Source organism: Acidobacteriota bacterium, from assembly GCA_016195325.1.
Lineage (GTDB): Bacteria > Acidobacteriota > Polarisedimenticolia > JACPZX01 > JACPZX01 > JACPZX01.
Window position 1 is genome coordinate 1 of sequence record JACPZX010000114.1, and the last position, 25,909, is coordinate 25,909.

A 25,909-nucleotide genomic window follows, 5' to 3' on the forward strand; every position below is an offset into this window, starting at 1 on the left:
GCGCGAGGAAGCGCGGCGGCCTGCACGGCATCGAGGATGGCGTCGACGCGATCCTGGGTCAGCGACGCGAGGATCGGCGCCGCCGCGGAGGCCGCCTCCAGAAGGCGCCGCGCCTCCGCGATCGAGAGGAGATCCTTGTCCTCCATGGGGAAGGGACCTCAGGCCGTCCCGAAAGGAACGGCGGTTCTCCGGGTCAGGCGCGCGCCGGTTTTCCGGCGCCGCCCGGGAGAATGGACTCCACTTCCGCGTGCGGCCTGGGAATGACGTGGACGGACACCAGCTCACCGACCTTTCGCGCCGCGGCCGCGCCCGCGTCGGTCGCCGCCTTCACGGCGCCGACGTCCCCGCGCACCATCACCGTGACGTAGCCGGCGCCGATGTATTCCTTCCCGATCAGCACGACGTTGGCGGCCTTCACCATCGCGTCGGCGGCCTCGATCGAGGCGACGAGCCCGCGAGTCTCCACCATCCCCAGAGCTTCCATTCCCATGACATCCTCCGTTGGACGGCGCACGCGCGGCAGGCGCGGCGAAGCCGCGGCATTCTAGGCGATTTCGTGAAACGAGGTCAACGCGCCCGCCGGGACGGGCTCCCGAGAGCCCGGAGAATCGAGGCCAGGGCGCGCGCCGAGAGGCTCCCGCGCCGCGCCGAGAGGCGCGCCGCCTCCCGGCTCAGATCGCGGTAGAGATCCCGGACTTCGGGGCGCTCCGTGCTCAAAGCGGCGAGATGGCGCCGTATCGTGAGGACGTCCCCCCGCGCCGCCGGGCCGGTCAGCGCCTTGAGCCCCCCGTCGCGCTCGATGCCGTCCGCGGCGGTCCGGATCAGCGTCGCGAAGGCGCGGCGGACGCTCGGCCCTCGCATCGCGGCGCGCCGACCGACGAGGCCGAGGCCGGCCGCCGCGAGAACCGTCACGTGGTTCGCGAGCATCACCGCCGCTGCGTGGTAGGCCGCTCGGTTCGCCGGGGCGGGCACGGGGAAGCCGCCGAGGCGCCTCACGAGCCGGCGCGCCGCCCGAGTCGCCGCGGCGTCTCCGCCGATCGTGAAGCCTATGGGTCTGCGAAAGAGCGCCGCCGCGGCGCTCGACGACGCCCGGGGGAACGCGGCGAGAGGGTGCACGACGCCGACCGAGGCCCCGGCCCTCCGGAGGGCGCGGAGCGGGGCCGGGCCGAGCGCACCGCTCGTGTGCAGGACCACCTTGCCCCGGAGGCCCGACTCCCGGGAGAACCTCGCGGCGACGGCGGCGATCGCGTCGTCCGCGACGCACAGGAGGAGGACGTCGGCTGAGGCGATCGCCGCGCCGGGCGAGGCGGCGGCGACTTCGATCCTGCAGCGCCGGGCGAGCGCGCGGGCCGCCGCGGGCCGGCGCGACCAGATCGAAGAGAGGGCGACGCTCCCCCGGCGGGAGGCGAGCGCGAGGGCGAGTCCCGTCGCCACGCGGCCGGTTCCGGCGATCGCGATTCTCACCGCGAGCCCGCTCCCGCGCGGAACGCCGAGAGGAGGCGCTCGAAAGTGGCGGGCAGCGGCGCCTCGAACGTCAACCGGCGTCCCGTCGCGGGATGCGTGAACACGAGGCGCCACGCGTGGAGCGCGAACCGGGGAAACGCCCGCAGCGCCTCCCGGATTGCGGCGCCTTCAGCGCCCCGCCCCCGGTCGCCGCCATAAAGGGCGTCTCCGACGATGGGGTGCCCCGCCGACTTGAGGTGCACGCGGATCTGGTGCGTGCGCCCGGTCCTGGGGCGCGCTTCGAGAAACGTCGCGCCCGGCATCCGCTCGCGGATGGTGAAGTCGGTGACGGCGTCCCGCGCCTTGGACGTGCGCGCGGAGATCTTCTTGCGATGCATCCGGTCCCGGCCGATGGCGAGATCGACGGTGAAGTGCGCCATCCGCACCTCCCCCCAGGCCAGCGCCAGGTACGTCTTCTCGACGGTCCGATCCTTGAACTGCGCCGCCAGGGACCGGTGCGCGGCGTCGTTTCGGGCGGCCACGATCACCCCCGACGTCCCGCGGTCGAGCCGGTGGACGATTCCCGGCCGCTCCGCGCCGCCGATCGTGGACCAGCCCGGCGATCGCGCCAGGAGGGCGTGCACGAGGGTTCCCGACCTGGCGCCGGCGCCCGGGTGGACCACCATCCCGGCCGGCTTGTCGAGCACGGCGAGATCCTCGTCCTCGTACAGCACGTCGAGCGCGATCGCCTCGGGCTCGAACCGGCTCGCCTCGGGCTCGGGGATGATCAGCGTGACGACCTGGTCCGCTCTCACGGACTGCGCGGGACGCGACGCCCTGTCGTCGACGAGGACGTGGCCGTCGCGGGTCAATCTCTGCAGGAAGGCCCGGCTCATCGAGGGGAGGCGGGAGGCGAGGAAACGGTCGAGGCGCGCGCCGTCGTCCGCCGGCTCGACGACGAACCGGTGGCCGCCCCCGTCCATCAGGCGCTCCGCCCGGTAGGCCGCGGCCGGCGTCGCGTCCAGAGAAAGAACCCCGCGACCAGCGCCGCGGCGACGGCGATGATCTGGGACGTGGAAGCCCCGAAGGCGTCGCCTCGAGGATCTCCCCGCGTGAACTCGACCGCGCCGCGCAGGAGGGCGTAGAGGAGCAGGTACCAGAGGAAGAGCTGCCCGTCGGCCCGCCGCCGCCGCGAAAGGAGGATCAGGACTCCGAAGAGGACGAGATCGAGGATCGATTCGTAGATCTGCGAGGGATGGAGCGGGATGTCGAGCGGGACGCCCGTCAGGCGGTGCGCCTCGGGGTCGGTGAACGTGACGGCCCAGGGGAGGTCGCTCGGACGGCCGAAGCAGCAGCCCGCCGCGAAGCACCCGAGCCGGCCTATCGCCTGGCCGAGCGCGACGGCCGGGGCCGCCGCATCGGCGATCTTCCAGCCCGGCAGGCCGCGCCGCGCCACGAGCACGAGGCACGTGATCACGGCCGCGACGAAACCGCCGTAGAAGACGCCGGCCGACTGGAGCCCCGCGAGAATCGCGCGCGGGTTGTCGATGTAGTACCGGTAATCGATCGCGTAGAGGAGGAGCTTCGCGCCGAGGATGCCGCTGACGAGCGCGGCGATCCACAGATCGAGGACCGCCTCCGCGGGGAGGCTGGCCTGCGCGGCGCGCTTGCGCGCCAGCGCGAGCGCGGCGAGAAAGGCGAGGGCGAGGAGGAGGCCGTACGTCGGCAGGCCGAAGGAGCGGCCGAAGACGGGGATCGAGACGAGGAAGGGTCTCAAGACTGCGGCCCTGCGACCGGCGCGCGATCGCCCGCCTCGCGCGTGAAGATCCCCTCGGCGAGCAGGAGCGCGACTCCGGCGCAAATCGCGGAGTCGGCGAGGTTGAACGCAGGCCAGTGATGCGTGCCGACGTACGCGTCGAGGAAGTCGATGACGTGTCCGAGCCGGAGGCGATCGGCGAGATTCCCGGCGGCGCCGCCGACGATGAGCCCGAGCGCCGCGCGCGGCCACGCCTGCGCGGCGCGCAGGTGCCACGCGTACCACCCCATGAGGAGTATCGCGACGACGGGGATCGCGGCGAAGAGGACGCCGCGGAGAGGTCCATCGGCGTCTCGCAGGATGCCGAAGATCCCGCCGGCGTTCGTCACGAGGGTGAGATCGAACAGTCCCGGGATCACGGGAACGGCGAGCCCGGGGGCGAGGCTTCTCACCACCATCAGCTTGGAGATCTGATCGGCGGCGAGCGTGGCGAGCGCGATGGTCAACGTGAGAGACCTTCCCCCGAGCCGCATCATCGGATCTTCCAGCCCTCCGGGAAGCCCGCGGCCGCGCATCGCGGCGGCGGGGTGGCGGCGGATCGCGGGTCATCCCGGACGCGAAAGGGAGGCCGCAGATCGAGAGCGGGCACGTTAGCCAAGGCCCCAAAAGGTGTCAAGGAAGGCCGCTTCGAAGGCGTTTCCTTGAATCCGCGAAAAATCGGATGATAGACTCGCGCGATTCCGTCTTCGGGAGAACTCCTTGAACCGGACGTATCTCGACCACAATGCCTCGGCACCGATGCCCGACCGCGTGCGGCAGACGCTCGCCGACGCGCTCGATCGCTTCGCGGGGAATGCCTCGAGCCCCCACGCGGAGGGCCAGGCGGCGAAGCGGGCGCTCGAGATCTCGCGGAACGGAATCGCGGCGTTCTGCGGCGCCCGGCCTTCGGAAGTCGTCCTGACCAGCGGCGGCAGCGAGTCCAACAACGCCGCGATTCGCGGCGCCGCCGCGGCGAGCAGGGATCTCGGGCGCCCGATGCGCCTCGTCACCTCGGCGGTGGAGCACCCCTCGGTCCTCGAGACCTGCCGCGCGCTCGAGAAGGCCGGCTTCGAGTGGACGGCGCTCCGCGTCGATGCCCGCGGCGTCGTCGATCCGGACGATCTCCGCGCGACCCTTGCCGCACGTCCGGCGTGCCTCGTCTCCGTCATGCACGCGAACAACGAGACCGGTGTCATCCAGCCCGTCGAAGCGCTCGCGGATGTCGCCCGCCGCCACGGCGCCCTGTTTCACGTCGACGCGGTCCAGAGCGCCGGAAAGATCCCCGTCCACACCGTCGTGGCCTCGGCGGATTTCACCAGCCTGGCGTCCCACAAAATCGGCGGGCCCGCCGGAGTCGGAGCGCTGGTGGTCCGGGAGTCGGCGCCGTTCGCCTCGACGCTCACCGGGGGCGCTCACGAGGGACGCCGCCGCGCGGGGACCGAGCCCGTCCCGCTCGCCGTGGCGTTCGCCGCCGCGGCCGAAATCGCCGCGCAGGATCTCGAGGCCCGGGCGGTGCGTCTCGCCTCCCTCCGGGACTTCGTCGAGGAGGCCGTCTCCGTCGTCGAGCCCCGGGCCGTGTTCCACGGACGCGGGGCGGCGCGGCTCCCGAACACCACGAACTTCTACATTCCCGGCGACGCCGGAAGGGACCTCGTGATGCAGCTCGATCTGATGGGATTCGCAGTTTCCAACGGCGCCGCGTGCAGCACCGGTTCCGCCAGGCCGTCGCACGTCCTCGCCGCGATGGGGCGCGGTGCCGAGGAGACGGCGCACTCCCTGCGCGTCAGCCTCGGGCCGGAGGTCTCGCGGGACGACCTCGCCGGATTCCTCACGGCGCTCGCGCGGGCCCTCGGGTCCGTGGCGCCCGAGCTGGCGACGGAAGGAGCCGGCCGATGAAGGCGGCGTGCACCGCGTGCGGCAAGGCCTTTTCGTTCGATGAAGCCAGGTTCGGCGACAGGCCCTCGGTCAAGGTCCGCTGCCCGTCGTGCAAGGCGGTCGTCGAGCTCGCGAAGCCCGCGGAGATCGCCACCGCCCCTCCCGCGGCCGCCGTCGTCGAGGAGGGGAATTCCCCCACGCAGAAGCTCAAGCGTGACGAGGTCGCCGCGGCCGGGGGAGACATCCTGCTCCCGATGCCGCAGGATCACCGCGTCTCGCTCGCCATCCTCAGCGGCAAGGGCTCCGGGCAGGTGATTCACTGCGAGCGGTCGAGGGTGATCATCGGCCGGACGGGCGCCGACGTGAGCCTCGACGACGAGGAGGTCTCGAGGCGCCACGCGGCGCTCGAGATCAGGGACGATCGGTTCTTCCTGAAAGATCTCGGCAGCACGAACGGCACGTTCGTGGACGAGCGCAAGATCACCGACGCGGAGATCTTCGACAAGGGGGAGTTCCGGATCGGCAGCACCCAGATCATGCTCATCGTGACGCCGAAGGACGAGGTCTGACGGGGGGAGGTCCTGCCGTGGGGCGTGTGTTGTCGGCGATGAGCGGCGGGCTCGACTCCTCGGTCGCCGCGGCGCTCCTCGTGAAGGACGGTCACGACGTGGTCGGGGTCTCGCTCCAGCTCTCCGACGAGAGCCGGGGAGGCGCGGTCTCGCGCTGCTGCTCATCGGCCGATCTCCGCGACGCCCGGCTCGTCGCCGCCGCCCTCGACATCCCTTACTACGTCGTCAACGACGAAGCGGCGTTCGACCGGGAGGTTCGCGCCCCCTTCCTCGATGCCTACGCCGCCGGACGCACTCCCAACCCGTGCGTGCGGTGCAACAGCGCGCTCAAGTTCGGGACACTTCTCAGGATCGCGCGGGCGATAGGCGCCGATCGGATCGCCACGGGCCATTACGCGCGCGTGGAGGCGGACCCCGCAACCGGCGCTCCGCGGCTTCTCCGCGGCGTCGATCGGGCGAAAGACCAGTCGTATTTCCTCTTCGACCTGGACGCCTCGCAGCTCGGGGCCGCCCTCTTTCCATTGGGCGGAATGACGAAGGCCGCCGTTCGTGAGGCGGCGGTCGCGATGGACCTTCCGGTCGCGGGGAAGGCCGAAAGCCAGGACCTCTGCTTCGTTCCGGGCGGGGACACGCGCGCCTACCTTCGGGAGGCTCTCGGCTCGGGAGCCGCCGGCGACGTCGTCGATGCGTCGGGAGCCGTGCTCGGGAACCATCGAGGGGTGCACGAGTTCACGGTCGGCCAGCGCCGCGGGCTCGGGATCGCCGCCTCGCGGCCGCTCTACGTCCTCGCGGTCGACGGCGCCTCGAACCGCGTCGTGGTCGGCGGCGAGTCGGAGCTCGACGCTGCGACGCTCACCGCGAGCGGCTGCCGGCTCCACGACGCGACGCACTGGGCGGGTCCGTTCCGGGCGGAGGCCCGGATCCGGTCGCGGCACGAGGGAGCGCCCGCGGACGTCACACCATTGGGCGACGGCCGGATGAGGGTCGCCTTCGAAAAGCCGCAGAGGGCCGTGACGCCCGGGCAGGCCATCGTCCTCTACGACGGCGATCGCGTCCTCGGAGGTGGATGGATCGACTCTCGCGACCTTGATTCGGATCGGGGGCGTCCTGTAGCATGCGCGGAGCTCCACCCGGAGCGGGCATAACTCAGTGGTAGAGTGTCAGCTTCCCAAGCTGAAAGTCGTGGGTTCAAATCCCATTGCCCGCTCCAACGCTCCTCCTCGAGACGCGCCGTGAAGGGCCGTCCGGCGGCTGCAAGCAAGACGGTCGTCTCGGACCGCTACGAAATCCTCCGGGCCCTCGGTGCGGGTTCCGCCGCCGAAGTTTTCCGCGCGCGAGACACCCTCTTCAAGCGCGTCGTCGCCCTCAAGCGGTTCAAGTCCCGGGCGGGGGAGGAGCTGAAGCGGACTCTCGCTTCGGAGTTCGTCCTCCTCGCCGGGCTTCATCACCCCGCGCTTCCCAGCGTTCACGATTTCGCCGTCGACGCGTCCGGACGCCCGTTCTTCACGATGGACTACCTCGAAGGGCCGTCCCTCGAGAGCCTGCTCGTGGGCTGCCGCGGAGCGCGTCATGCCGATCGCGAGCTGATCGTCGCGCGGTACGCCGGGAGAATCCTCTCCGCCCTCTCTTACATCCACGCCCGTGGCGTCGTGCACGGCGACATCAAGCCCTCCAATATCCTCTTCGCCCGCAAGCCGCGGGGGGCCCCACCGGCCCTTGACCTGAGGCTCGTCGACTTCGGACTGAGCTTTGCCGTGGACTCGATCGCGAGCGCGACTGCGCGTGGGACGCCGCGCTACATGGCCCCCGAGGTTCTGCGGGGCGGCCCACCCGACACGCAGTCGGACCTCTTCAGCCTGGGAGCCGTTCTGCGCGCGTGCCTCGACACCCGCCGCGCCGTCGCGCCATCGTCCTCGCCCTTCGCGTCGCGGCTCGAGGCCTTCATCTCCCGGCTCGTCGAGCCCTCGAAGAGCCTGAGATACCGCCGCGCCGAGGAGGCCTTCGCGGACCTCGTGGCGCTCCTCGAGACGCGCGATCTCGCGGCCGCGAAGGAGCTTCGGACGTCTTTTTCCTTCGCCCTGCGACCTCGCGGCTGGGAGACCGGTCAGTCAAGGCTTCGCGAGCGAATCGCCGAGGCTCGGGCGGGTGCCGGCGGCGCGATCGTCGCGGAAGGACTGCGAGGGGAGCCGGCCCGCCGCGTGCTCATCGAGATGGCGGCGAGGGCGCGCGCCTCCGGGATGCGCGTCGAGATGATGTTCTCGACGGACGGGGGACCGGGCCCGCGCATCCGGGAACGGCTCGACGGAACATTGCGGCGCGGTCCGATGGAAGAATCCCGCGGACCCGGCCCGCAACGCCGCGGCGTCGAGACCCCCGCCTCGGCCCTCGCCGTGCGCATGCGTGACTCCGGCCGCGACGGGAGCACGGCGGGCGTCGTGTGGTTCATCGAGTCGGTGACGCCGCTCGAGGGAGCCGACGTCGAGACGCTCGCGCATCTTGCGTTCGCCCTGCGCGAGGCGCCGAGCCTGGTTGCCGTCGCCTGCCCGTCGGTCGTCGGAGAGCCTGGTCGGACCGTGCTCGCGCCCCGCGACCGGACGATCTTTCCGCGTCTCGCCGTCGGCGACGTCGAGCTCTCGCTCGCGGATCTCTTCGGCGAGATACAGCCGCGCGTCAGTCTCGCGAGAGTGCTGCACGCCGTCGCGGGCGGCGACGCCGCCGAGCTGGAGCGCGCGCTGGCGTCGGCCGTCGACAGGGGAGCTCTCACTCGCAGGAACGGCGGGTGGATCGGCGATCCGGCGCGCGTGAAGCGCGCGGCGCGCGAGACGACGACCAGGGCCGTTCGCGCCACGACGTTGACCGCGGCGCTGAGGGCGCCGGCGAGAGACCTGGCGGTTCTCGGCGCGGAATTCGACATCGGCGCGGCCCGGGCCGTTCTCGGTGCCGAGGACCCCGTGGTGTCGAGAATCCTCTTCGGCCTCCGGTGCGCGGGATGCGTCGAGGCCATGTCGCCGGGAAGCTCCGACACGCGCTGGCGATTCGCTTCACCGAAGGCTGCGGAGTCTCTCGCGGCCGCATTGAGTCCTGCGAGACGGCGTCTCCTCCATGCGCGAGCCCTGCGGCATTTCAGGGAAAACCACCGCGGCCACGGAAACCCGGACGCCATCGCGAGACACCTCGAAGGTGCCGGCGACGCGGCGGGGGCGGCGGCGATGCACGTGGGTCTGGGCAGAGCCGCGTTCGAATCGCACGATTTTCTCAGCGCTTGCGAGCATCTGGAGCGCGCGCTGGACCCGCCGGCCCCGGGATCGGACGGTGCGGCGGGCGTCCGGTTCGACCTGGGGAAGTCCCTCCAGAGCGCCGGCAGGCTCGAGGCGAGCCGCGTGATCCTCCAGCGGCTGATCGACGAGGAGAGCGGCGTGGATCCCGCCGATGTCCGCATCTCGCAGGCCTGGAACCTGAGCGGGCTCGGTCGCCCTGCCGAAGGGATGGCGCTCCTCCAGGAGGCGCTCGATCAGGTTCCTCAGAACGACCGATCGCGGCGCGGGCTCGTGCGCGCGCAGATGAGCTGGATCGAGTTCATGCGCAGGGACTTCGGAGAGGCGGAGCGCCAGCTTCAGGCCGCGCGCGAGGCGACGGGTGGGGAAGCCGCCCCTCGGGTCATGGCCAGCATCGAGTCGCTGGCCGGGCGCCTGCAGGCTGTGCGCGGCAACGAGTCGGCGGCCGAAGAAGCCATTCTGCGCGCGGCCGAGATCTATCGCCAGTCGCACGACGGCTGGCGCCGCCATACGGAGATGCATGCTCTCGGTCTGATTCTCATCCGGAAGGATCCCGAACGCGCGAAGGAGTACTTCCTGGGCGCGCGAGAGGAGTGCGCGCGGGTGGGAGACGACAGGGGATTGTTCACCGTCCTCGGCCACCTCGGGAGCGTGAATCGAACCCTGGGAAACTGGGACGCCGCGGCGGCTGAGTTCCGCCTCGCCATCGATGTGGGCGAGTCGCTCGGGCTCGGCGGCCTTCACACTCAGTACTCGAATCTCGGCAGTCTGCTCACGGACCAGGGACGCTTCGAGGAGGCGGGAGCCTGTTTCGACCGAGCCGCCCATCTGGCCACGGCCGTCCATGCGCGGTTCGACTCCCTCCTCTACGAGCTGAACAGGGCCCGGCTGGAGCTGCGGCGCAACCGCCCTGATGCGTCGCTGGAGCTCCTCGAGGGAACGGCACCGTCTCTCTCTCCGGGCGACGTCCGTGCATGGATCAACCTCCATCTCTACCGCGCGGAGGCCCTCGCGGAGCTGGGTCGATTCGCCGACGCCGACGTGTCCTCCCGCGCCGCGACGTCCGCCGCGGCTTCGCAGGAGGACGAGACCTTCAAGGGCGAGGCGCTTCTCTACGGCGCGCGGGTGCATCGATTGTCAGGGAGGCGCGAGGCGGCGAGCGACGCGCTCGACCGGGCGATCGCGATATTCCGACGCCACCATCAGCGGGTGTACGAAGCGCGCGCCCTCCTGGAGAGGGCGGAGTCTCTCGCGGCGGAACCCGCGCGCACCGATGACGCTCTCGAGAGCCTGGATGGCGCCGTCGCTGTCTTCGAGCCGTGCGGAGCTGCGCCGTTCCTCGCCCGTGCCGCGCGGATCCGCGAGCGCCTCGCCCGGGGAGCCCGGCGTCGAGACGAAGCGCCGCGGGAGCTTCAGACCCTCTATCGCGTCGGACGACTTCTCGAGGTCGTCGAGGACCTGCCGTCCCTGCTGGAGGATCTGCTCGATGCTTCGATCGCGCTCATCGGAGCGGAACGGGGGATGATCTTCCTCGCGGCCGAGGGTGCGTCGAAGGAACTCGTGCGCGCCGCGTCCCGCTCCCTCGACGAGTCCGAAGCGCGCGACGTCGAGAAGACCAGCCGTGGCATTCTGAAGAGAGCGCTCGTCGACGACTCCCCACTTCTCTCGCACGACGCCAAAGCGGATTCCAGGCTGCGATCGCTCAAGAGCGTCATCCGGTTCGAGATTCGCTCCGTCCTCTGCGCGCCGCTGCGCACCGGGAAGACCGTGCTCGGGACGATCTATCTCGACCACCGGACCCCCGGCCGGTTCGGGGACAAGGAGGCCGAGTTCATGCGCGCCCTTGCCGGCCTCGCAGCTCCCGCAATCGCGGCCGCCGCAGCCAGGCGCAAACTCGACACGGAGGTACGCGGGCTCCGGCAGGAGGTTCAAGCCCTCCGGACGCGCGACGGGGACGGCATGACCCCGGAGGTGCTCGTCGGCGGCAGCGAAGCGATGCAGCGCGTGCGCGGGCTCGTGGAGAAGTGCGCCGCCAGCCAGGCCAGCGTCCTGATTCTGGGAGAGACGGGCACAGGAAAGGATCTGGTCGCGAAGGCGATTCACGAGGCGAGCCCGCGGGCGGGAAAACCGTTCATTGCGGTCGGAGGAGCCGATCTCCAGGGGGACATGTCGAACGCGGATCTGTTCGGCGCGGTGGAGGGGGCTGCCACCGGCGTCCATGCGAGGCCCGGAAAGTTCGAGATCGCGAGCGGCGGGACGCTTTATTTCCACGCGATGGAGTCCCTTCCGCTGGACACTCAGGCCCGGCTTCTTCGCGTGCTCGAGGAGCCCTACGTAGAGCGCATCGGTGGGACGACGAAGATCCCCATCGATGTCAGGTTCCTCTGCGCCACGTCCGCCGATCTGAACGCGCTGGTCGAGGCCGGGGGATTCCGGCGCGACCTCTACTTCAGGCTCAACGTCGTCTCGATAGAGATTCCGCCACTGCGCGAGCGGCGTGAAGACATCGAGCCGATCCTGCGGCACTACCTCGCGCACTCGAGCCGAGAGCGGGGTGTTCCGATGCTCGGGGTCTCGTCCGCGACGCTCCGAACCTGGCAGTCGTATCCGTGGCCGGGAAACGTGCGTCAGCTCCGCGGGCTCATCGACCGCGCGGTGGTGCTGGGGTGCGCGGAGCTTCCGCCGATCGCCGAGATCGTCTCGACGGCTCAGAGGGGCAACGACGCGGATCTGGTCGAGTCGTCCGCGGCTCGGAACGAGTCACTCGACGCCATCACGGCACGGTACGTCCGTCGCGTTCTCGAACGGTGCGGTGGACAGAAGAAGCTCGCGTGCAGGATCCTCGAGATCAACTACCGGACGCTCCAGCGCTACCTGGGAATGTCCGACCCGGGAGCCCCCACGACGGGGTAGCGCTCGTTTCTCGTCGAGCGCAGAAAAGGCACTTCCTGCTCCCGCGGTTGCACTCAGTGCAATTCCTCCCCTCGGCCCTCTTCGCGGGCGCCTGTCGGTCCCTTCCGTAAATCACTCTCGAAACGGTCTTTATCGTCGCCTGCCGAAAACCTCCGTGTTTGGCGCATGAGTTGCTGAACACCGGATCGGAGGGGCGCTCACTCTTCCGGGATCGACCGACGCCGGGCCTTTGGATCCGCCAACCGTCGCTGAGGCGACAGGAGGTGGATCGTGAGAGGAAGAGGACGTGGAGCGTGGATTGGAATCGCGGCGTTCGTCGCCGTGGGAATCCTGGCATCGCAGGCGTTCGCGGGGTGCGCGGATGAAGTCCCGCCGAGTTGCCCGCCGAAGCCGCAGTGCCCCCCGATTTGCGAGTCCGCGAACGTCGGCGTGGGGACCGTGGGAGCGAAGCAGCTTCCCGGTCACCCGAGCCACGGTTCGCGGGGAAGGGTCGGCATCTGGACGTTGATCACGCTTCGGGCTCTCGCCGCGTCGATGAGCGCGAAGTAGGGGAGGGCGGCGCGTGCAACTCGTCTGGAGTTCTGGAAGCGTGACCCTTCGACCGCTCTCCCTGCGTCGTCTGACATCGGCGCCTCGCGCTCCCGCGCGCGATGCGGCCGTCGTCGATCGTGACGACGGCTACCTCTTCGTGGCACTGCTCTCCCGGGGCCCTGTTCACAGGCCGCAGGCCCCGGATCTCCGCCTCCTGCCTGGAGGCCAGGCCTGACCTCACTCCCCCGGGCGGGAGGATCGTCTCCCCACACGATCCTCCCGTGCCTGGGAGCGCTCGCCGGATTCCTCGAACGCCACCCTCGTCGGCGACGCGATGACGGAATCTGACAGGAATTAGAACGCAGGCGTCAACGACATGACGCCCTTCCCTCCCTCCCCGATAACGCTCCCCCGTGTTTTCAAGACGTTAAGCCTCGTGACCGACCCGTCGAGTTTGTGGCACCCTGATTGCTGCTCCTCGGGCGCGACGGATCGATCTGCCGACCGGCGCATGTCCTCAGCGATCAACGAACCACGGGAGATCTCCAGGGCGTGGACAAGGCCTCGATCGTTCAGGCGTTCGACAGCGCCGCGATTCTTCTGGTCGCGGTGGGAAGCGACGGCAAGATCGGTTACGTCAGCCGGTCCGCCGAGTTGATGTTCGGACCGATCCTGGGGATGGACCTCTCGGCGCCGCCCGCGACGGAAGACCCCCGCTCGCCGCTGGCCGCGCTGGTGGCGGCGTTCGGGACCGAAGACGGGGCGTCGCACGCGGAGACCGCCCCCCGCATGGTCCGTGCGAAGAATTCCGGGAAGCCCATGTACCTCTGGCTGCAGATTCTCCCGCTGGGAGCCGGCGGAGCCGAAGGGCGCCTCATTCTTTTCAGCGATTTGACCGATTTCGTCTCGGGATCGGAGCCCGTCCGCGCGCTCGTCTCCCAGCTGGCCCACGATCTCCGATCGCCGCTCACGTCGATATCGGGCGCGGCCGAGCTGCTTCTCAGCGGTCGCGTCGGAGAGCTCGTCGGAGCCCAGGGGCGGCTCGTGAAGATCGTGGATGAGGGGACGCAGAAGCTGGCGGCGATCATCAAGGGGGCCTACGAAGAGGGGGGACGTGAAGAGGGAGGCGCTTCAAGATGAACACCGGTCGAATCCTGGTCGTCGACGACAGCGACAGCATCCGAAACGTGCTCCAGATGAACTTCGAGTGGCTCGGCTACGAGGTCATCTGCGCGACGGACGGCGAGGAGGCGCTGCGCATGGTCGCCAAGGATCCGCCGGATCTGATCATCCTCGACGTCATGATGCCGCGGTTCAATGGATACCAGGTGTGCCGCACGCTGAAGTCGGACCCCGGCGTGAGTGACATCCCCGTCATCTTCCTGACGGCGAAGGATCAGAAGGAGGATCGATTCTGGGGCAAGGACTGCGGCGCCGATGAGTACCTGACCAAGCCATTCTCCGCGGCGAAGCTCGAGCGCGTCATCGAGCGGCTCCTCGAGGATCGCGAGCGCCGCGCCACGATGGGCGACATCACCTCGCGCGCCCACGCGATGAAGTCCCGCGGGGAGAACTGCTCGATCGTGACCTTCTCGATGGAGCGCAAGGCGATGGCCGTGTTCCGTCAGAAGTACGGCGAGATCAAGTTCCGCGAGGCTCTCGATGCCGTGCGGAGGACCATCGAGGCGATCCTCGCGGCGGAGGCTCCCGATTTCATGATGGAGGTCCGGGGCGACGGAATCCTCCGCGCCGTCCTTCCGTGCGACGCCGTCCGCGGCGATGCCGTCACCGCGCGGATCAGGACGCAGGGGAATCTCCTGCTGCGAGGCTTCTACGCGCGGGAGGACGCCGAGCGCGGCTACGTCGTCACGCGCGCCAACGCCTCGGGTGTCGAGATGCACGTGCCCCTCCTCGCGCTGGACGCGTCCGGCGAGGCGGAGCCGGCGCACGCGTGACTTCCCGGAAAGAAGGGATGAGCGGGACCCGTGTGTATAATGGCGCCGTTTCGACTCGCGACGCGGCACTGGCGGCCAAGCCGAGGGGAGGAACGGTCATCCGAGTGACTCCAAAGGTCCTGGTCGTCGATGACGATCCCGGAATCCGGGCAACGTTCGAGGAGATGCTGAGATCGTGCGGATGCGACGTCGAGTCGTCCGCAGACGGGGAGTCCGCCCTCCACGCCATCAAGAACGAGGCCTACGAGGTCGTCTTCGTCGACTACCGCCTCCCGAAGGCCGACGGGATGGAGATTCTGGCCGAAGTGAAGGCCTTCCATCCCGAGACCGAGGTCGTGGTCATCACCGGCGAGGGGAACGAGCAGCTCGTCCGCGCCGCGTTCAAGAGCGGCGCGCTCGACTACATCACGAAACCCGTGCGCATCGCCGATCTGGAGATCGTCGTCCACCAGGCCCTGGAGCGGCAACGGCTCCGGCGTGAGAACCAGGAGCTGCGCCGCCAGAACCGTGATCTGAAGCTGCTGATCGATTCGAAGTATTCCTTCAAGAACATCATCGGCAGCACGCTCGTGATGCGGCACGTCTTCGACCTGATCAAGCGCGTCGCGCCGACCCGCAGCACGATTCTGCTCACCGGGGAGAGCGGCACAGGCAAGGAATTGATCGCCCGCGCGATCCACCACGAGAGCGATCGATCCGACCGGCCGTTCGTCGCCGTGAACTGCGGCGCGCTTCCGGACAATCTCCTCGAGGACGAGTTGTTCGGCCACGTGCGCGGCGCGTTCACCGACGCGGTCGCCGATCGGATGGGCCGGTTCGAGCAGGCGGATCACGGAACGCTGTTCCTCGACGAGATAGGCAACATGAGCCAGAACCTCCAGGTGAAGCTCCTCCGCGTGCTGCAGGAGAAGGAGTTCAGCCCCCTCGGGAGCACGCGGCACGTCTCGACCGACGTCCGCATCATCGCGGCGACCAACAGCGACTTGAAGGAGGAGATGGAGGCGAAGCGGTTCCGCGAGGATCTCTACTACCGGCTCAACGTGATCCACGTGGCGCTTCCCAGGCTCGCGGATCGCCGCGAGGATCTGCCGATGCTGATTCAGCACTTCCTCGGCAAGTGCTGCGCCGAGAACCAGCGCGGGCCGAAGGTGTGGTCGCCGGCGGCGCTGAGGGCGCTCCTCGCGTACGAGTGGCCGGGAAACGTGCGGCAGCTCGAAAACGTCATCGAGCGCGCCGTGGCGCTCTCGGGAGACCGGAGCGTGCTCGATGCGGAGGACCTGATCGACGAGATTCGCCAGCGGGGCGGGACGGAGCGCGTGGACGTGGCGCTCGAGCCCGACGGCATCGCCCTCGACCGGGCCGTCGGAAACTACGAGGAGAAACTGCTCCTCCAGGCGCTCGAGAGATCCGGATGGGTCAAGACGCGGGCGGCCAGGCTCCTGAACATCAAGCGGACCACGCTGATCGAGAAAATGAAGCGTCTCGGAATCCCGCTTCGGTACGAAAAGGTGGCGTCGTCGGGCACGTGACGCGAAGACGCGGGCCGGGCCTGATTGAGCGGGGCCGAGGGCCTGTGGTATTCTCGGCCATCGGTGGGAGGCACGGGTCATTCCAATCATTCTGATCTCCGACGAGGCGGGACTGTTCGTCGCCCTCGAGACCTCGCCGGTCCTGCGCATCGGCTGCACGCTGGTCCCGATCCGATCCGCGGCCGAGCTGCCCGCCCAGGCCGCCACGGTTTCCCCCGACCTCATCCTCCTCGACGCCGAGTGCCTCGGCGACGGGCTTCATCCCGCGCTCCGGACGCTCAAGCTCGATCGAAAGCTGCAGCACGTTCCCATCATCGTCGCCACGAAGGACACCGAGAGGTGCCGCTCGTGGGTCTCGGCCTCCGACGTCGTTCTCCCGAAGCCGGTGGACCCCGAGGAGGTCGTGACGAGCCTGAAGAAGCTTCTCCCGCTGCCGCGGCGGGCCGGGCCCCGGGTGCCGCTCGCGGTCCCGGTCGTCTGCCATCTGGGTCGCCGCCGCGTCACGCTACAGCTCAAGGACATCGCGAGCGGAGGCGTGTTCATTCGCACTCCCGAGGCGCTGACCCGCGGCACGCGCTTCGACGCGATCTTCTCCGTGCCCGATCCGATAGCCGACGGGAGCGTCAGCCACACGATTTCGGCGACCTGCGAGGTCGTCCGCCATGTTTCCGCCGACGACGCCGATCTGATTCCCGGGGTGGGGGTCGCGTTCGTGAAGATCGATCGCGTCGAGGCCGGGCACGTGCAGCGATTCGTCGCCGCGGCGGCGCCGTGAAGGAGCCGGGATTGGGAAAGCGGGTGCTCGTCGTCGACGACGACGCGGACGTGCTCGAGCTGACGTCCACCGTCCTGCGTGACGGGGGATACGTGGTCACCACCGCAGGGAACGGCCGCGACGGTCTCCAGGCGGCGCGACGCGAGAATCCCGATCTCATCCTCCTCGACATCAACATGCCGGGAATCGACGGGTGGGAGGCCCTCAGGCTGCTGCGGCTCGACGAGATCACCCGGCGCTCACGGGTCGCCATGTTCTCGATCCGGTACGATCTGCGCGAGAAGCTGGAGGCTCTGAAGCGGTCGGCGGACGATTACATCGTGAAGCCGTTCGCCTACGACGAATTGCTGGAGCGCGTCGGCCGTCTCGTCTCCATCGAGCGGACGGGGGCCCACCACGAAGAGGTCATCACCGGCGGCTGATCGCGCCGGCAGGGGGTAGCGTGGGGCAGACGGTCCCGGAAGACCACATCCGGACGGAGTATCTCCGCCTGAAGGCGGCCGTCTACGATCCCAACACGCACCTCCAGAGCGTCGCGGCCGTGGTCGACGCGGTCCGCGGTTTCTTCGACTCGACGCGATGGGTAGGCGTCGTTCACATCGAAATCGACGCGTTCGCCCGGGTCGAATCCATCTACGGCTGGCAGGTCTACGATCGCCTCCTGCGCGCCGTCTCGGCGGTTCTGCACGAGTCCCGCGGGGAGATCTTCCCGCGCGAATCGGTGCTGGCCCAGAACGGCATCTACGGCGGTCAGTTCGTCGTCTTCGCCCCGGCGGCGGGCGAGTCCCGCGCGCCGCTCGACGCTCTGGAGCGGACGGCGCGCGCCCTCTCCGCGAGGCTGGCCGAGCGTTTCGGCGGGCCCGAGTTCCACTCGATGGCGCCGCCGCTGACGTTTCACGTGGGATACGCAGCCTTCGCCGACAGGCCGTTTCACCGCCTGGAGAGACTCATCTACCGCACGATCGAAGAGGCGCGAAGGCTCGCGTTCCAGGGCGAGCCGGACCGGAAGCTTCGCGAGCAGGCCGAGCTCAAGCGGATCATCGCCGACGGGGACATCGAGATCGTCTTTCAACCGGTGCTCGATCTGCGCAGCTCACGGACCGTCGGCTACGAGGCCTTCTGCCGCGGGCCGCGCGACACGGTCTTCGAGCGGCCGCAGACGATGTTCGACGGCGCACGCGACGCGGGGGCCTCGCGCGATCTGGATCTGCTCTGCCACCGGAAGGCCCTCCACGGCGCGAAGAGCCTCGGGCCGGGGGACATGCTCTTCCTGAACGCTCTGCCCGCGTCGCTCTCCGACCCCTCGTTCGTCGACAACCTGAACCCGGATGGTGCGTCGGGCTCAGGCGTCCGGAGCGAGAAGATCATCCTGGAGTTCGCTGACCGGAACGCCATCGCGGACTACGAGCTGTTCGGCGTCGAAATCCAGGAGCTGCGCGCCCTCGGCTACCGCGTCGCGGTCGACAACGTGGGGACGGGCTCCAGCAGCCTTCAGACGATCACGGAGGTCCGGCCCGATTTCATCAAGGTGGACTGCTCGCTCATCCGGAACATCCAGACGAACCTCGTGAAGCAGGAACTGTTGCGCTCCCTCTGTCAGGTGGCGCGATCCATTGAAGCCTCGGTGATCGCTCAGGGGATCGAGCTGAAGGAAGAACTGGACGCCGTCCGGAACTGCGGAACCGATTTCGGCCAGGGCTTTCTCTTCGCGTTCCCCGCGCGGGACCTCCCCACCGCGAAACCGGAGATCTGACGGAGGAGAGCCAACTCCCCATTCGCTGGCAGCCTTCCCTGCCGAGCCCAGCGCCACATCCCCTGTTCCCGTGAGAGGGAACCATGTTTCGTGCCGGAGCCATGGCCGCGTTTCAGGCGGCCGGTCCCGACGGCGGGGTGTCGCTTACCCTCGGGCCGGTCGGGGTGGTCGGGTTGCTGACGATCTTCGTCGCCGCAGCCACGGGATGGGTGTTCTTCGTCCTCTCCCGCCGCGCGAAGACCCCGAGCGCCACCCCCATGCCCACCCCGAGCGTCGCTCCCGACCCGGCGCCCGAGCCCACGCCACCACGGCCCGCGCGGCCGGACCGGAGCGTCGCTGACCCGGCCGAGGCGGCGTTTCTGGGGCTGGAGTCGGGGCTCGCGGACGTCGCGCTCCTCTTCCGCGATCATCGCCTGGCACGGGCGGGGGCCGGCGCCCGGTCGATGTTCGGCGAGCAGTCGGACCTTCTCGGAGGCGCGCGACTGGTCGATCTGTCCGAGGCCGAGGATCTCCTCCCGGTGGCCGAGGCGGTCCGGGTCGCCGATCGGTTCGAGGCCAACGGGGTCGAGACGCGGTTCATGCTCCGAGGCGTGACGGGGCTCCGCGGGGCGAGGGACGTCGAGGCCCGCATCGTCCGCCCCGTCGGTTGCGTGCCGGGGACGTACATCGTCACGCTGAGCGACGTCACCGCGCCTCTCGCCCGCGCGCGGACCGCCGCCGAGATGGCCTCCCGGATGGACGCCGCGCTCAACCTCCTCGAGGACGGCGTGATGATGACCCGTCGCGAGGAGGGCCGGGAGGTCGTCATCTTCTTCAACTCCGGCATGGAGCGGCTCCTCGGAGTTTCGGCCGAGGCGGCCGTGGGACGCCCGCTCACCGAGGTCCTGGCCTCCGCGGAGAACTTCGACGACGTCGATCTGCAATCGCTCTTCCGGGCGCCCGACACACCCCTCGCCGACCTGATCGAGACGACGGGCGAGGACGCGCGGCTGATCGATCGTGTCTCCCGGCCTCTCGTCACGTCATTCGGACCCGGCGGGCACCTCTTCATCCTCAAGGACGTGACCGCCGAGAGGGCGCGCGAGGAGGAGCTCAGGGCGGTGGCGGTCGAGGCGAGCGGCGCGCGTGAGGGTATCGAGTCGGTGCACCAGGACCTCCTCCTCGCGAACGAGGGCCTCGAGAGGCGTCTCGCGGATCTCGTGCGGCTCAACCGCCAGCTCAAGGGGCTCGACGAGATGAAGTCCAACCTGCTCGCCAACGTCTCCCACGAGCTCCAGACGCCGCTCGTGTCGATTCGCGGCTACACCGAGATGATGCTGAAAGGAAGGCTCGGCGCCGTGACCGGCGAGCAGGACAAGGGACTCCGCGTGGCGCTCCGCAACATCGATCGGCTGATCGCCCTGATTGACGGGCTGCTCACGTTTGCGCGCGCCGAGAAGGAGTCGGAGAAGCTCCGGATCGAATCGTTCGCCCTGCGCCCCCTCGTCGATGAGACGGTGGATCTCCTCAAGGAACCCGCGGCGGCGAAGAAAGTCAGAATCTCGGTGCTCTTCCCGTCCGGCGATCTCGTCGTTCGGGGAGATCGCGATCGGCTCGCGCAGGTCTTCATCAACCTCCTGTCGAACGCGGTGAAGTACAACCAGGACGGGGGGAGCGTCGTCGTCGAAGTCGGCAAGGGGACCCGCGCGCAGGCGCGGATCGAGGTCAAGGACACGGGGATCGGCATCCCGCGGGACGATCTGGAGAGAATCTTCGATCGCTACTACAGGACCGGGCCCGCCCGTGAGGAAAAGGAGGGGAGCGGGCTCGGGCTCGCCATCACCAAGGACATCCTTCGCCTCCACGGCTGCATGATTCGGGCGGACAGCGAGCCGGGGAAGGGATCGACGTTCTCGTTCACCCTGCCGCTCGAGGGGCGCGCAAGGCCGGACCGGCACCCCCGGCCGCCGGGCGCTCCGCGCGAGGAGTGAGGGTCACTTTCGCGCAACGGCCTCGAACAGGATGACGGCGGCCGCGGTCGCCACGTTCAGCGACTCGACGCCCGGTTTCATCGGGATGCTCACCTCGAGGTCGAGGCGTCGCGACAGTTCCGCGTCGAGCCCGGGGCCCTCCGAGCCAACGAAGAGGGCCAGCGCGCCGCCGAGCTCGGCGTCGCGATATCCTGTCCGAGCCCGGGGCGAGGTCCCGACGAGCCTCAGTCCCAGCCGGCGGCACGAGGCGACCGCATCGGAGGGGGACGCGGACTCGACGACGGGAAGTCGCAGGAGGGATCCCGCGCTGGCCCGCAGCGCCCGCGGCGAGAAAGGATCCGCGCCGCCCGCGCAGACGAACCCCGTGCCGGACGCCGCCTCGGTGACGCGAGCCAGCGCGCCGAGGTTTCCGGGATCCTGGACGGCGCACGCGACGAGCACGCGCGGAGGCGGCGCCGGTCCGATGAGATGTTCCTCCGCCCACTCGGGCCGCTCGACGAGGAGAAGGACGCCCTGATGCGATTCCACGCGGCTGAGAGAGGCGAGCAGGGGGTCATCGATCGCGCGCGTATCGACTCCGGCGACGGCGAGCGCCCGCGGGAGTCTCTGCCCCTCCTCGGAGCGGAGGAGGCGGGGGGAGACGAGCGCGTGACGGATCGCCGCGGGACGCCGAAGCGCCTCCTGCGCCAGGTGAATCCCTTCGGCGACCGCCAGGCGGCGGGAGCGGCGCAGCGCTGCGTCGCCCGCCAGCGCGCGCACGTCGCGCACGAGAGGCGACGACCGTCCCACCGTCGGGATCCCCGCGAGGGACGGCGGCCCCTGGTCGCGCTGGCGGTCGCTCACGCGAGATTCCGAACGACGTGCCTGCCATGATCGCGCCCGTCATCCTCGACGCGCGGGGCCGGGACGAGGCGAGCCCGGAGATCCGGGAGGCGGCTCGCGTCATCTCGAGCGGCGGGATTGTGGTTCATCCGACGGAAACCCTCTACGGCCTCGCCGTGGATCCCTGGAACGACGAGGCCCTGCGAGCGTTGTTCGAGCTGAAAGGTCGCGAGGCGGGGCGCGGAGTCATCGTCCTCGTGGCCGACGCCCTCGGCGCCGCCGGGCTGATCGACCCGCACCTCGAGCCGGCGTGGCGGCCTTTCGCCGAGAGATTCTGGCCGGGGCCGTTGACTCTCGTCATGGAACCCGGACCGCGGGCCCCCGCAGGAGTGCTGGGGGCGACGGGCGGGATCGCCATCCGCTGGAGCGCCGGTGCGGTCGCCCAGGCGCTCGTGCGCGCGGTGGGAAGACCGGTCACCTCCACGAGCGCGAACGTCTCGGGGGAGCCGCCGGCGAAGAGCGCCGCGGAGGCGGCCCGGATCTTCGGAGCCGGAGTCGATCTGATCCTCGATTCCGGGCCGAGCGAGGCCGGTGTCCCGTCCACGCTGCTCGATCTGACGGGGGGTCGGGCGGTCATTCTGAGAGAAGGGGCGATTCCCCGGGCCTCGATAGAGGCCGTGGCGGCCCATGTTAGAATGTCGCGCACCGAGGGAGGCGAACCGGCATGAGGGAATTCCTCAAGAAAACGTATCTCTTCTCCGAGCTGGAGGAAGCCGAGCTCGATCGCGTGTCGGGACGGTTGAAGCGTCACGAGTTCGTCGCGGGGGAACGTATCATACAGGAGAACGAGCCGGCCGATCGTTGCTACATGATTCTCTCCGGCACGGTTCGCGTCACCTCGAGCTTCTCGGGGAAGGAGGACTTCTACACGATCCTCAACCCGGGAGATCACTTCGGGGAGATTTCGCTCATCGACGGGCTCGCGCCTTCGGCGACTGTCATGGCGGAGGAGCCGACGACCGCCCTCTCGATCTCGCACGACGACCTGAGGGTGTTTCTCGAAAAGGATCCCCGCCTCGCCGGAAAGCTGCTCCACGCGATGCTGCGCGCCCTGTGCCACCGGCTCCGCGAGACCGACCAGTCGCTCGCTTTCACGCGGTTCATGATGCGCCAGGAGCACCCTTGAAACATAATGCCCTCCCTCCGGCACGCCGCCGGGGATCCCGAGGTCCTCACTGCTGATGATCCCGTCCCTTCGGCCGCGCGCGATCATCGCGCGCGCGGCGCTCATGCTCATCGTCTGCTTCGGCTTCTTCTCCGGTGCGCCCGCGGCCCCGAGGGTCGTCGTGATCGGTTTCGACGGCGCCGACAGCCGCCTCGTCGAGCAGTACATGGGGGAGGGGAAGCTCCCCAACCTCGCCCGGCTCAAGGAGGACGGAGCGTACTCGCCGCTCACGCCGACGAACCCTCCGCAGACGCCCGTGAGCTGGTCGGCCTTCGCGACGGGAACGAATCCGGGGAAGACCGGGATCTTCGATTTCCTGAAGAAGATGCCCGGGCGCGCCTACGTCCCGACGCTCGCATTCGTGAGCGAGACGAGCAAGCCGTTCGCGCTCGGCTCGGCAACGGCCCCCGCGGTCGGGCTCGTGCTCCTCGTCCTCGCGTTCTCGATCGCGGCCGTCGCGGCGCGGCTGGCCGGTGCGCGCGGGAGAACGCTCGTCGTCGTCGCGCTCGTCGCCGCGCTCGGCGCCGGCGGCGGAGGGTACCTCCTCGCCGCCCGCTGCCTGCCGGAGGAGGTCCCCTGGGCGGTCAACAACCGACAGGGGGAGACGTTCTGGGGAATTCTCGCGCGACGCGGCGTGAAGGAGCGCGTGATCCGGGTCCCGCAGTGCTTCCCGGCGGAGGAGATCCCGGGAGGGGAGTTCCTTTCGGGGCTCGGGGTTCCGGACATGCGCGGAAGGGTCGGAACGCCGTCGTATTACACCTCGGAACCGGGGTTCAAGGTCCATGACAACGAGTTCAGCGTCGAGGTGATCCCGCTTCCCGCGCGCAGGGGCGTCCTCGAGACGTCGATTTACGGGCCGTTCAACAAGCCTTTCTACGACTACCCGATCGAGCGGGCGGCCGCCGCGGCGGAACAGAAGGACAGGAGGCGTGTGCGCGACGAACTCCGCCGCAAGCTCGACGAGCGGGGCGTGAAACAACGGCTCGACATCCCGCTGACGCTGCGCGTCGCGGCCGACGGGGAGTCCCTCACTCTCGAGACGGCGGGTGAGAGCCGGACGCTGAAGCCGGGAGAGTGGAGCGACTTCGTCGTCCTGAAGTTCCCGATGAATGCGCTCGTGGACCGCCTGGCACCGCTTCGGGGGATCGTGCGCTTCAAGCTCATCTCGACCTCCCCCGAGCTCCGCCTCTACATGTCGCCCGTCAACTTCCATCCGGGAACCCAGCCCGTTCCTTTCTCCTACCCCGTGGGATTCGCCTCGCAGATCGCGGGAAGGATGGGGCTCTTCAAGACGCTGGGATGGGCGATCGACACGTGGTCGCTCCCGACGAAGCTCGTCGACGACGACTTTTTCGTGGAGGACATGGATTTCACGGTCGACGGCGAGGAGAAGTTGATGACGTCCCTGCTCGACGACAAGAGCGTCGGCCTCTTCGTGCAGGTGTTCGAGTTCACGGACCGCATCGGCCACATGTTCTGGCGCTACATGGATCCACGCCATCCGCTCTACTCCCCGGAGCGCGCCGCGAAGTACCAGCAGGCGATGCTGAAGAGTTACCAGCGGATGGATACCATCGTCGGCGAGGCTCGCCGCCTCGCGGGACCCGACGCGATCTTCATCGTCTGCTCGGACCACGGCTTCTCGTCGTGGCGTCGCGGCGTCAACTACAACACGTGGCTGGTGAAGAACGGATTCATGACGATCGTCGGGGATGCCGGCGAGACCAAGACGCTGGAAGATCTGTTCGAGACGCACGAGCTCTTCGAGCAGGTCGACTGGTCGAGAACCAGGGCGTACGCGATGGGGCTCGGCGGCATCTACATCAACCTCGCCGGCCGCGAAACGCAGGGGAGCGTCGCGCCGGGCGAGGAGTACGAGGCCGTCCGGAGCCAGATCATCGCGGGGCTCGAGTCGCTCGTCGATCCGTCCACTGGAGAGCGCCCCATCCACAAGGTGTACCGCCGGGAGGAGATCTACAGCGGGTTCGATCCCGTCGTCATGCCGGACCTGAGAGTGGCGAACAACCTCGGATACCGCATCGGCTGGCAGACGGCCCTCGGTGAGGTTCCGCGCGAGCTGTTCGAGGACGAGATGAAGGCGTGGAGCGGAGATCACTGCTCCCTCGATCCGTCGGTCGTGAAGGGAATCCTCTTCGTCAATCGAAAGCTGTCGAGGGCGGATCCGCACATCATGGACATCTTTCCAACGGTGCTGAAGGCCTATGACGCGCCGATCCCGGACACGGTCGACGGACACCCGCTGTTCTGAGTCCGGTCCCCTGGTCCCGCGGCGCCGCCGACGCGCGGCGGCCGCCCGGCTCGTTCCGGCCGCTCTCGCCTGTGCGCTCGTCGCCGGTCTCACGGGTGCACGCGCGGAGGATGCCGGCCGCCACGAGAGCCTGGCGACCGCGTACGATCGCGAGATCGAGGCCCTCCAGAAGGAGCTCGACGGGCTCAGCGGCGAGCAGGAGACGGTGAACCACGACGTCGAGGCGCTGTCCATCCACGAGGCCGTGAGCCGCCGGCAGTTCGAGAAAGCGAGCTGGGGCCGGGACGCTGCGGCCCGTGAGGCGGCGCGCCTGACCAGAGAGTGCGCGGAGCTCGAGAAAGGCGCCGCATCCGCTCGGGAGCGGGCCCGGGCTGCGCTCCGAGAGACCTATAAACAAGGTGGGGGGACCGGCTACGCGTCTCTCCTGTCCGTGGAGGGCCCGGCGGATCTCATGCGCGGGCTGCAGAGCCTCGACGTCCTGTCGCGGCGGCAGAGCGACGCCGTCGTCGACTATTCGCGCCGGCGGCGCGAGGCGGCCGACGGGGCCGCGAGGTTGAAACTCGAGCAGGCGGCGCTCTCTCGCTCGGCGGAGGAGGCCCGGGCGGAATCCGACCGGCTCCACGAGGCGCGCGCCGCGCGTCTAGTCCTTCTCGATCGCCTCCAGAAGGACCGAACCCTCCAGACGAGCGCGCTTCAGGAACTGCAGCGCGCGATGTTGGCCCTGAACGATTCCATCGCCTCGCTTCCTCAGGGCTCCTCTCCCGGCGCGGGTGCGGTGTCGTTCAGCCGTCTCGAGGGGGGGCTTCCTTGGCCGGCCCGGGGCGCCATCACCGTGTCGTTCGGCTCCATCCGGAATCCCCGTTTCGGCACCGTGACACCCCATCCGGGGATCGAGATCCGCGTCGAGCCGGGCGCTCCCGTCCGCAGTGTCGGCGTCGGGCGCGTTGTCTTCGACCGTCGCTACGGGAGTTATGGGCGGACGGTTGTGGTAGACCATGGCGAGAGATATCTTTCGGTCTACGCGCATCTCGCGGCCTCCACCGTCGTAGAGGGGGCCGAAGTCGCTCCCGGCCAGCAGATCGGCTTCGCCGGGGAAGGGGACGCGCGGGACAAGTCATTTGTTTATTTCGAGATACGTCATCAAGGGAAGGCGATCGATCCGGCCGGCTGGCTGAGGCGATCGCGCGCGGAATCTGGAGGTACCCCCTGA

Annotated in this window: 22 protein-coding genes and 1 tRNA gene; 16 read left to right on the forward strand and 7 right to left on the reverse strand. The window is 69.3% G+C overall.

Annotated elements, in window-relative coordinates; genetic code table 11:
• The 6 genes from HY049_18760 to lspA all read right to left on the reverse strand — a co-directional run.
• Positions 1–146, reverse strand: a 146-nt coding sequence (locus HY049_18760) for an acetaldehyde dehydrogenase (GenBank protein MBI3450943.1), incomplete at its 3' end; no start/stop codon positions are given.
• A gap of 47 nt (positions 147–193) precedes the next feature.
• Positions 194–490, reverse strand: coding sequence for an ethanolamine utilization microcompartment protein EutM (eutM, locus tag HY049_18765; protein MBI3450944.1), 297 nt, complete (start codon positions 488–490; stop codon positions 194–196).
• 77 nt (positions 491–567) lie between these two features.
• Positions 568–1,464 (reverse strand): DUF2520 domain-containing protein, encoded by an 897-nt coding sequence (locus tag HY049_18770; protein MBI3450945.1) that lies wholly within the window; start codon positions 1,462–1,464, stop codon positions 568–570.
• Positions 1,461–2,426 carry an RluA family pseudouridine synthase gene (locus HY049_18775; protein MBI3450946.1) on the reverse strand — a complete coding sequence of 322 codons (966 nt, stop codon included), beginning with the start codon at positions 2,424–2,426 and terminating at the stop codon, positions 1,461–1,463. The genes HY049_18770 and HY049_18775 overlap by 4 nt, the downstream gene beginning before the upstream one ends.
• Positions 2,426–3,220, reverse strand: coding sequence for a prolipoprotein diacylglyceryl transferase (locus HY049_18780; protein MBI3450947.1), 795 nt, complete (start codon positions 3,218–3,220; stop codon positions 2,426–2,428). The genes HY049_18775 and HY049_18780 overlap by 1 nt, the downstream gene beginning before the upstream one ends.
• Positions 3,217–3,705, reverse strand: a complete 489-nt coding sequence (gene lspA, locus HY049_18785; GenBank protein MBI3450948.1) for a signal peptidase II — start codon at positions 3,703–3,705, stop codon at positions 3,217–3,219. Before lspA ends, HY049_18780 begins: the two co-directional genes overlap by 4 nt.
• Before the next feature lie 253 nt (positions 3,706–3,958).
• On the opposite strand from lspA, the gene HY049_18790 reads away from it, so the two are divergent.
• The 12 genes from HY049_18790 (at position 3,959) to HY049_18845 (ending at position 20,383) form a co-directional block, all read left to right on the forward strand.
• On the forward strand, positions 3,959–5,134 hold the full coding sequence (locus HY049_18790; GenBank protein ID MBI3450949.1) for a cysteine desulfurase: 1,176 nt from the start codon (positions 3,959–3,961) through the stop codon (positions 5,132–5,134).
• A complete protein-coding gene (locus HY049_18795; protein ID MBI3450950.1) occupies positions 5,131–5,682 on the forward strand; it encodes an FHA domain-containing protein in 552 nt (183 codons plus the stop codon). Before HY049_18790 ends, HY049_18795 begins: the two co-directional genes overlap by 4 nt.
• A gap of 38 nt (positions 5,683–5,720) precedes the next feature.
• The gene (gene mnmA, locus HY049_18800; GenBank protein MBI3450951.1) at positions 5,721–6,827 is read left to right on the forward strand and encodes a tRNA 2-thiouridine(34) synthase MnmA; all 1,107 of its coding nucleotides are present in this window, start codon (positions 5,721–5,723) and stop codon (positions 6,825–6,827) included.
• Positions 6,818–6,892 (forward strand) — tRNA-Gly (locus HY049_18805). The genes mnmA and HY049_18805 overlap by 10 nt, the downstream gene beginning before the upstream one ends.
• A gap of 22 nt (positions 6,893–6,914) precedes the next feature.
• The gene (locus HY049_18810) at positions 6,915–11,870 is read left to right on the forward strand and encodes a sigma 54-interacting transcriptional regulator (protein MBI3450952.1); all 4,956 of its coding nucleotides are present in this window, start codon (positions 6,915–6,917) and stop codon (positions 11,868–11,870) included.
• Positions 11,871–12,953: 1,083 nt separating this feature from the next.
• On the forward strand, positions 12,954–13,541 hold the full coding sequence (locus HY049_18815; GenBank protein ID MBI3450953.1) for a hypothetical protein: 588 nt from the start codon (positions 12,954–12,956) through the stop codon (positions 13,539–13,541).
• Positions 13,538–14,356, forward strand: coding sequence for a response regulator (locus HY049_18820; protein ID MBI3450954.1), 819 nt, complete (start codon positions 13,538–13,540; stop codon positions 14,354–14,356). Before HY049_18815 ends, HY049_18820 begins: the two co-directional genes overlap by 4 nt.
• Positions 14,357–14,454: 98 nt before the next feature.
• Positions 14,455–15,885, forward strand: coding sequence for a sigma-54-dependent Fis family transcriptional regulator (locus HY049_18825; protein MBI3450955.1), 1,431 nt, complete (start codon positions 14,455–14,457; stop codon positions 15,883–15,885).
• A gap of 403 nt (positions 15,886–16,288) precedes the next feature.
• Positions 16,289–16,660, forward strand: a complete 372-nt coding sequence (locus HY049_18830) for a PilZ domain-containing protein (protein MBI3450956.1) — start codon at positions 16,289–16,291, stop codon at positions 16,658–16,660.
• Positions 16,661–16,671: 11 nt separating this feature from the next.
• On the forward strand, positions 16,672–17,082 hold the full coding sequence (locus HY049_18835) for a response regulator (GenBank protein MBI3450957.1): 411 nt from the start codon (positions 16,672–16,674) through the stop codon (positions 17,080–17,082).
• 20 nt (positions 17,083–17,102) lie between these two features.
• The gene (locus HY049_18840; GenBank protein ID MBI3450958.1) at positions 17,103–18,413 is read left to right on the forward strand and encodes a GGDEF domain-containing protein; all 1,311 of its coding nucleotides are present in this window, start codon (positions 17,103–17,105) and stop codon (positions 18,411–18,413) included.
• An 83-nt stretch (positions 18,414–18,496) separates the two neighbouring features.
• On the forward strand, positions 18,497–20,383 hold the full coding sequence (locus HY049_18845) for a hypothetical protein (protein ID MBI3450959.1): 1,887 nt from the start codon (positions 18,497–18,499) through the stop codon (positions 20,381–20,383).
• A 3-nt stretch (positions 20,384–20,386) separates the two neighbouring features.
• Here the strand turns inward: HY049_18845 and HY049_18850 are convergent, their stop codons facing one another.
• Positions 20,387–21,226 (reverse strand): RNA methyltransferase, encoded by an 840-nt coding sequence (locus tag HY049_18850; protein MBI3450960.1) that lies wholly within the window; start codon positions 21,224–21,226, stop codon positions 20,387–20,389.
• Between the two features lie 17 nt (positions 21,227–21,243).
• Between HY049_18850 and HY049_18855 the strand changes: the two genes are divergently transcribed.
• From HY049_18855 to HY049_18870, 4 genes are read left to right on the forward strand one after another with little or no spacing between them, the layout of a single operon-like run.
• Positions 21,244–21,933, forward strand: a complete 690-nt coding sequence (locus HY049_18855; protein MBI3450961.1) for a threonylcarbamoyl-AMP synthase — start codon at positions 21,244–21,246, stop codon at positions 21,931–21,933.
• A complete protein-coding gene (locus HY049_18860) occupies positions 21,930–22,391 on the forward strand; it encodes a cyclic nucleotide-binding domain-containing protein (protein MBI3450962.1) in 462 nt (153 codons plus the stop codon). The genes HY049_18855 and HY049_18860 overlap by 4 nt, the downstream gene beginning before the upstream one ends.
• 55 nt (positions 22,392–22,446) lie before the next feature.
• Entirely contained in the window at positions 22,447–24,699 is a 2,253-nt protein-coding gene (locus HY049_18865; GenBank protein ID MBI3450963.1) for an alkaline phosphatase family protein, read from the forward strand.
• The gene (locus HY049_18870; GenBank protein MBI3450964.1) at positions 24,653–25,909 is read left to right on the forward strand and encodes a peptidoglycan DD-metalloendopeptidase family protein; all 1,257 of its coding nucleotides are present in this window, start codon (positions 24,653–24,655) and stop codon (positions 25,907–25,909) included. The genes HY049_18865 and HY049_18870 overlap by 47 nt, the downstream gene beginning before the upstream one ends.

Bases quoted from the DNA above. Each gene is read 5' to 3' on its own strand.
- HY049_18775 (MBI3450946.1), bottom strand. From the start codon at position 2,426: ATGGACGGGGGCGGCCACCGGTTCGTCGTCGAGCCGGCGGACGACGGC.
- HY049_18860 (MBI3450962.1), top strand. From the start codon at position 21,930: ATGAGGGAATTCCTCAAGAAAACGTATCTCTTCTCCGAGCTGGAGGAA.
- HY049_18845 (MBI3450959.1), top strand. From the start codon at position 18,497: ATGTTTCGTGCCGGAGCCATGGCCGCGTTTCAGGCGGCCGGTCCCGAC.
- eutM (MBI3450944.1), bottom strand. From the start codon at position 490: ATGGGAATGGAAGCTCTGGGGATGGTGGAGACTCGCGGGCTCGTCGCC.
- HY049_18795 (MBI3450950.1), top strand. From the start codon at position 5,131: ATGAAGGCGGCGTGCACCGCGTGCGGCAAGGCCTTTTCGTTCGATGAA.
- mnmA (MBI3450951.1), top strand. From the start codon at position 5,721: ATGAGCGGCGGGCTCGACTCCTCGGTCGCCGCGGCGCTCCTCGTGAAG.
- HY049_18865 (MBI3450963.1), top strand. From the start codon at position 22,447: ATGATCCCGTCCCTTCGGCCGCGCGCGATCATCGCGCGCGCGGCGCTC.
- HY049_18870 (MBI3450964.1), top strand. From the start codon at position 24,653: ATGACGCGCCGATCCCGGACACGGTCGACGGACACCCGCTGTTCTGAG.
- HY049_18820 (MBI3450954.1), top strand. From the start codon at position 13,538: ATGAACACCGGTCGAATCCTGGTCGTCGACGACAGCGACAGCATCCGA.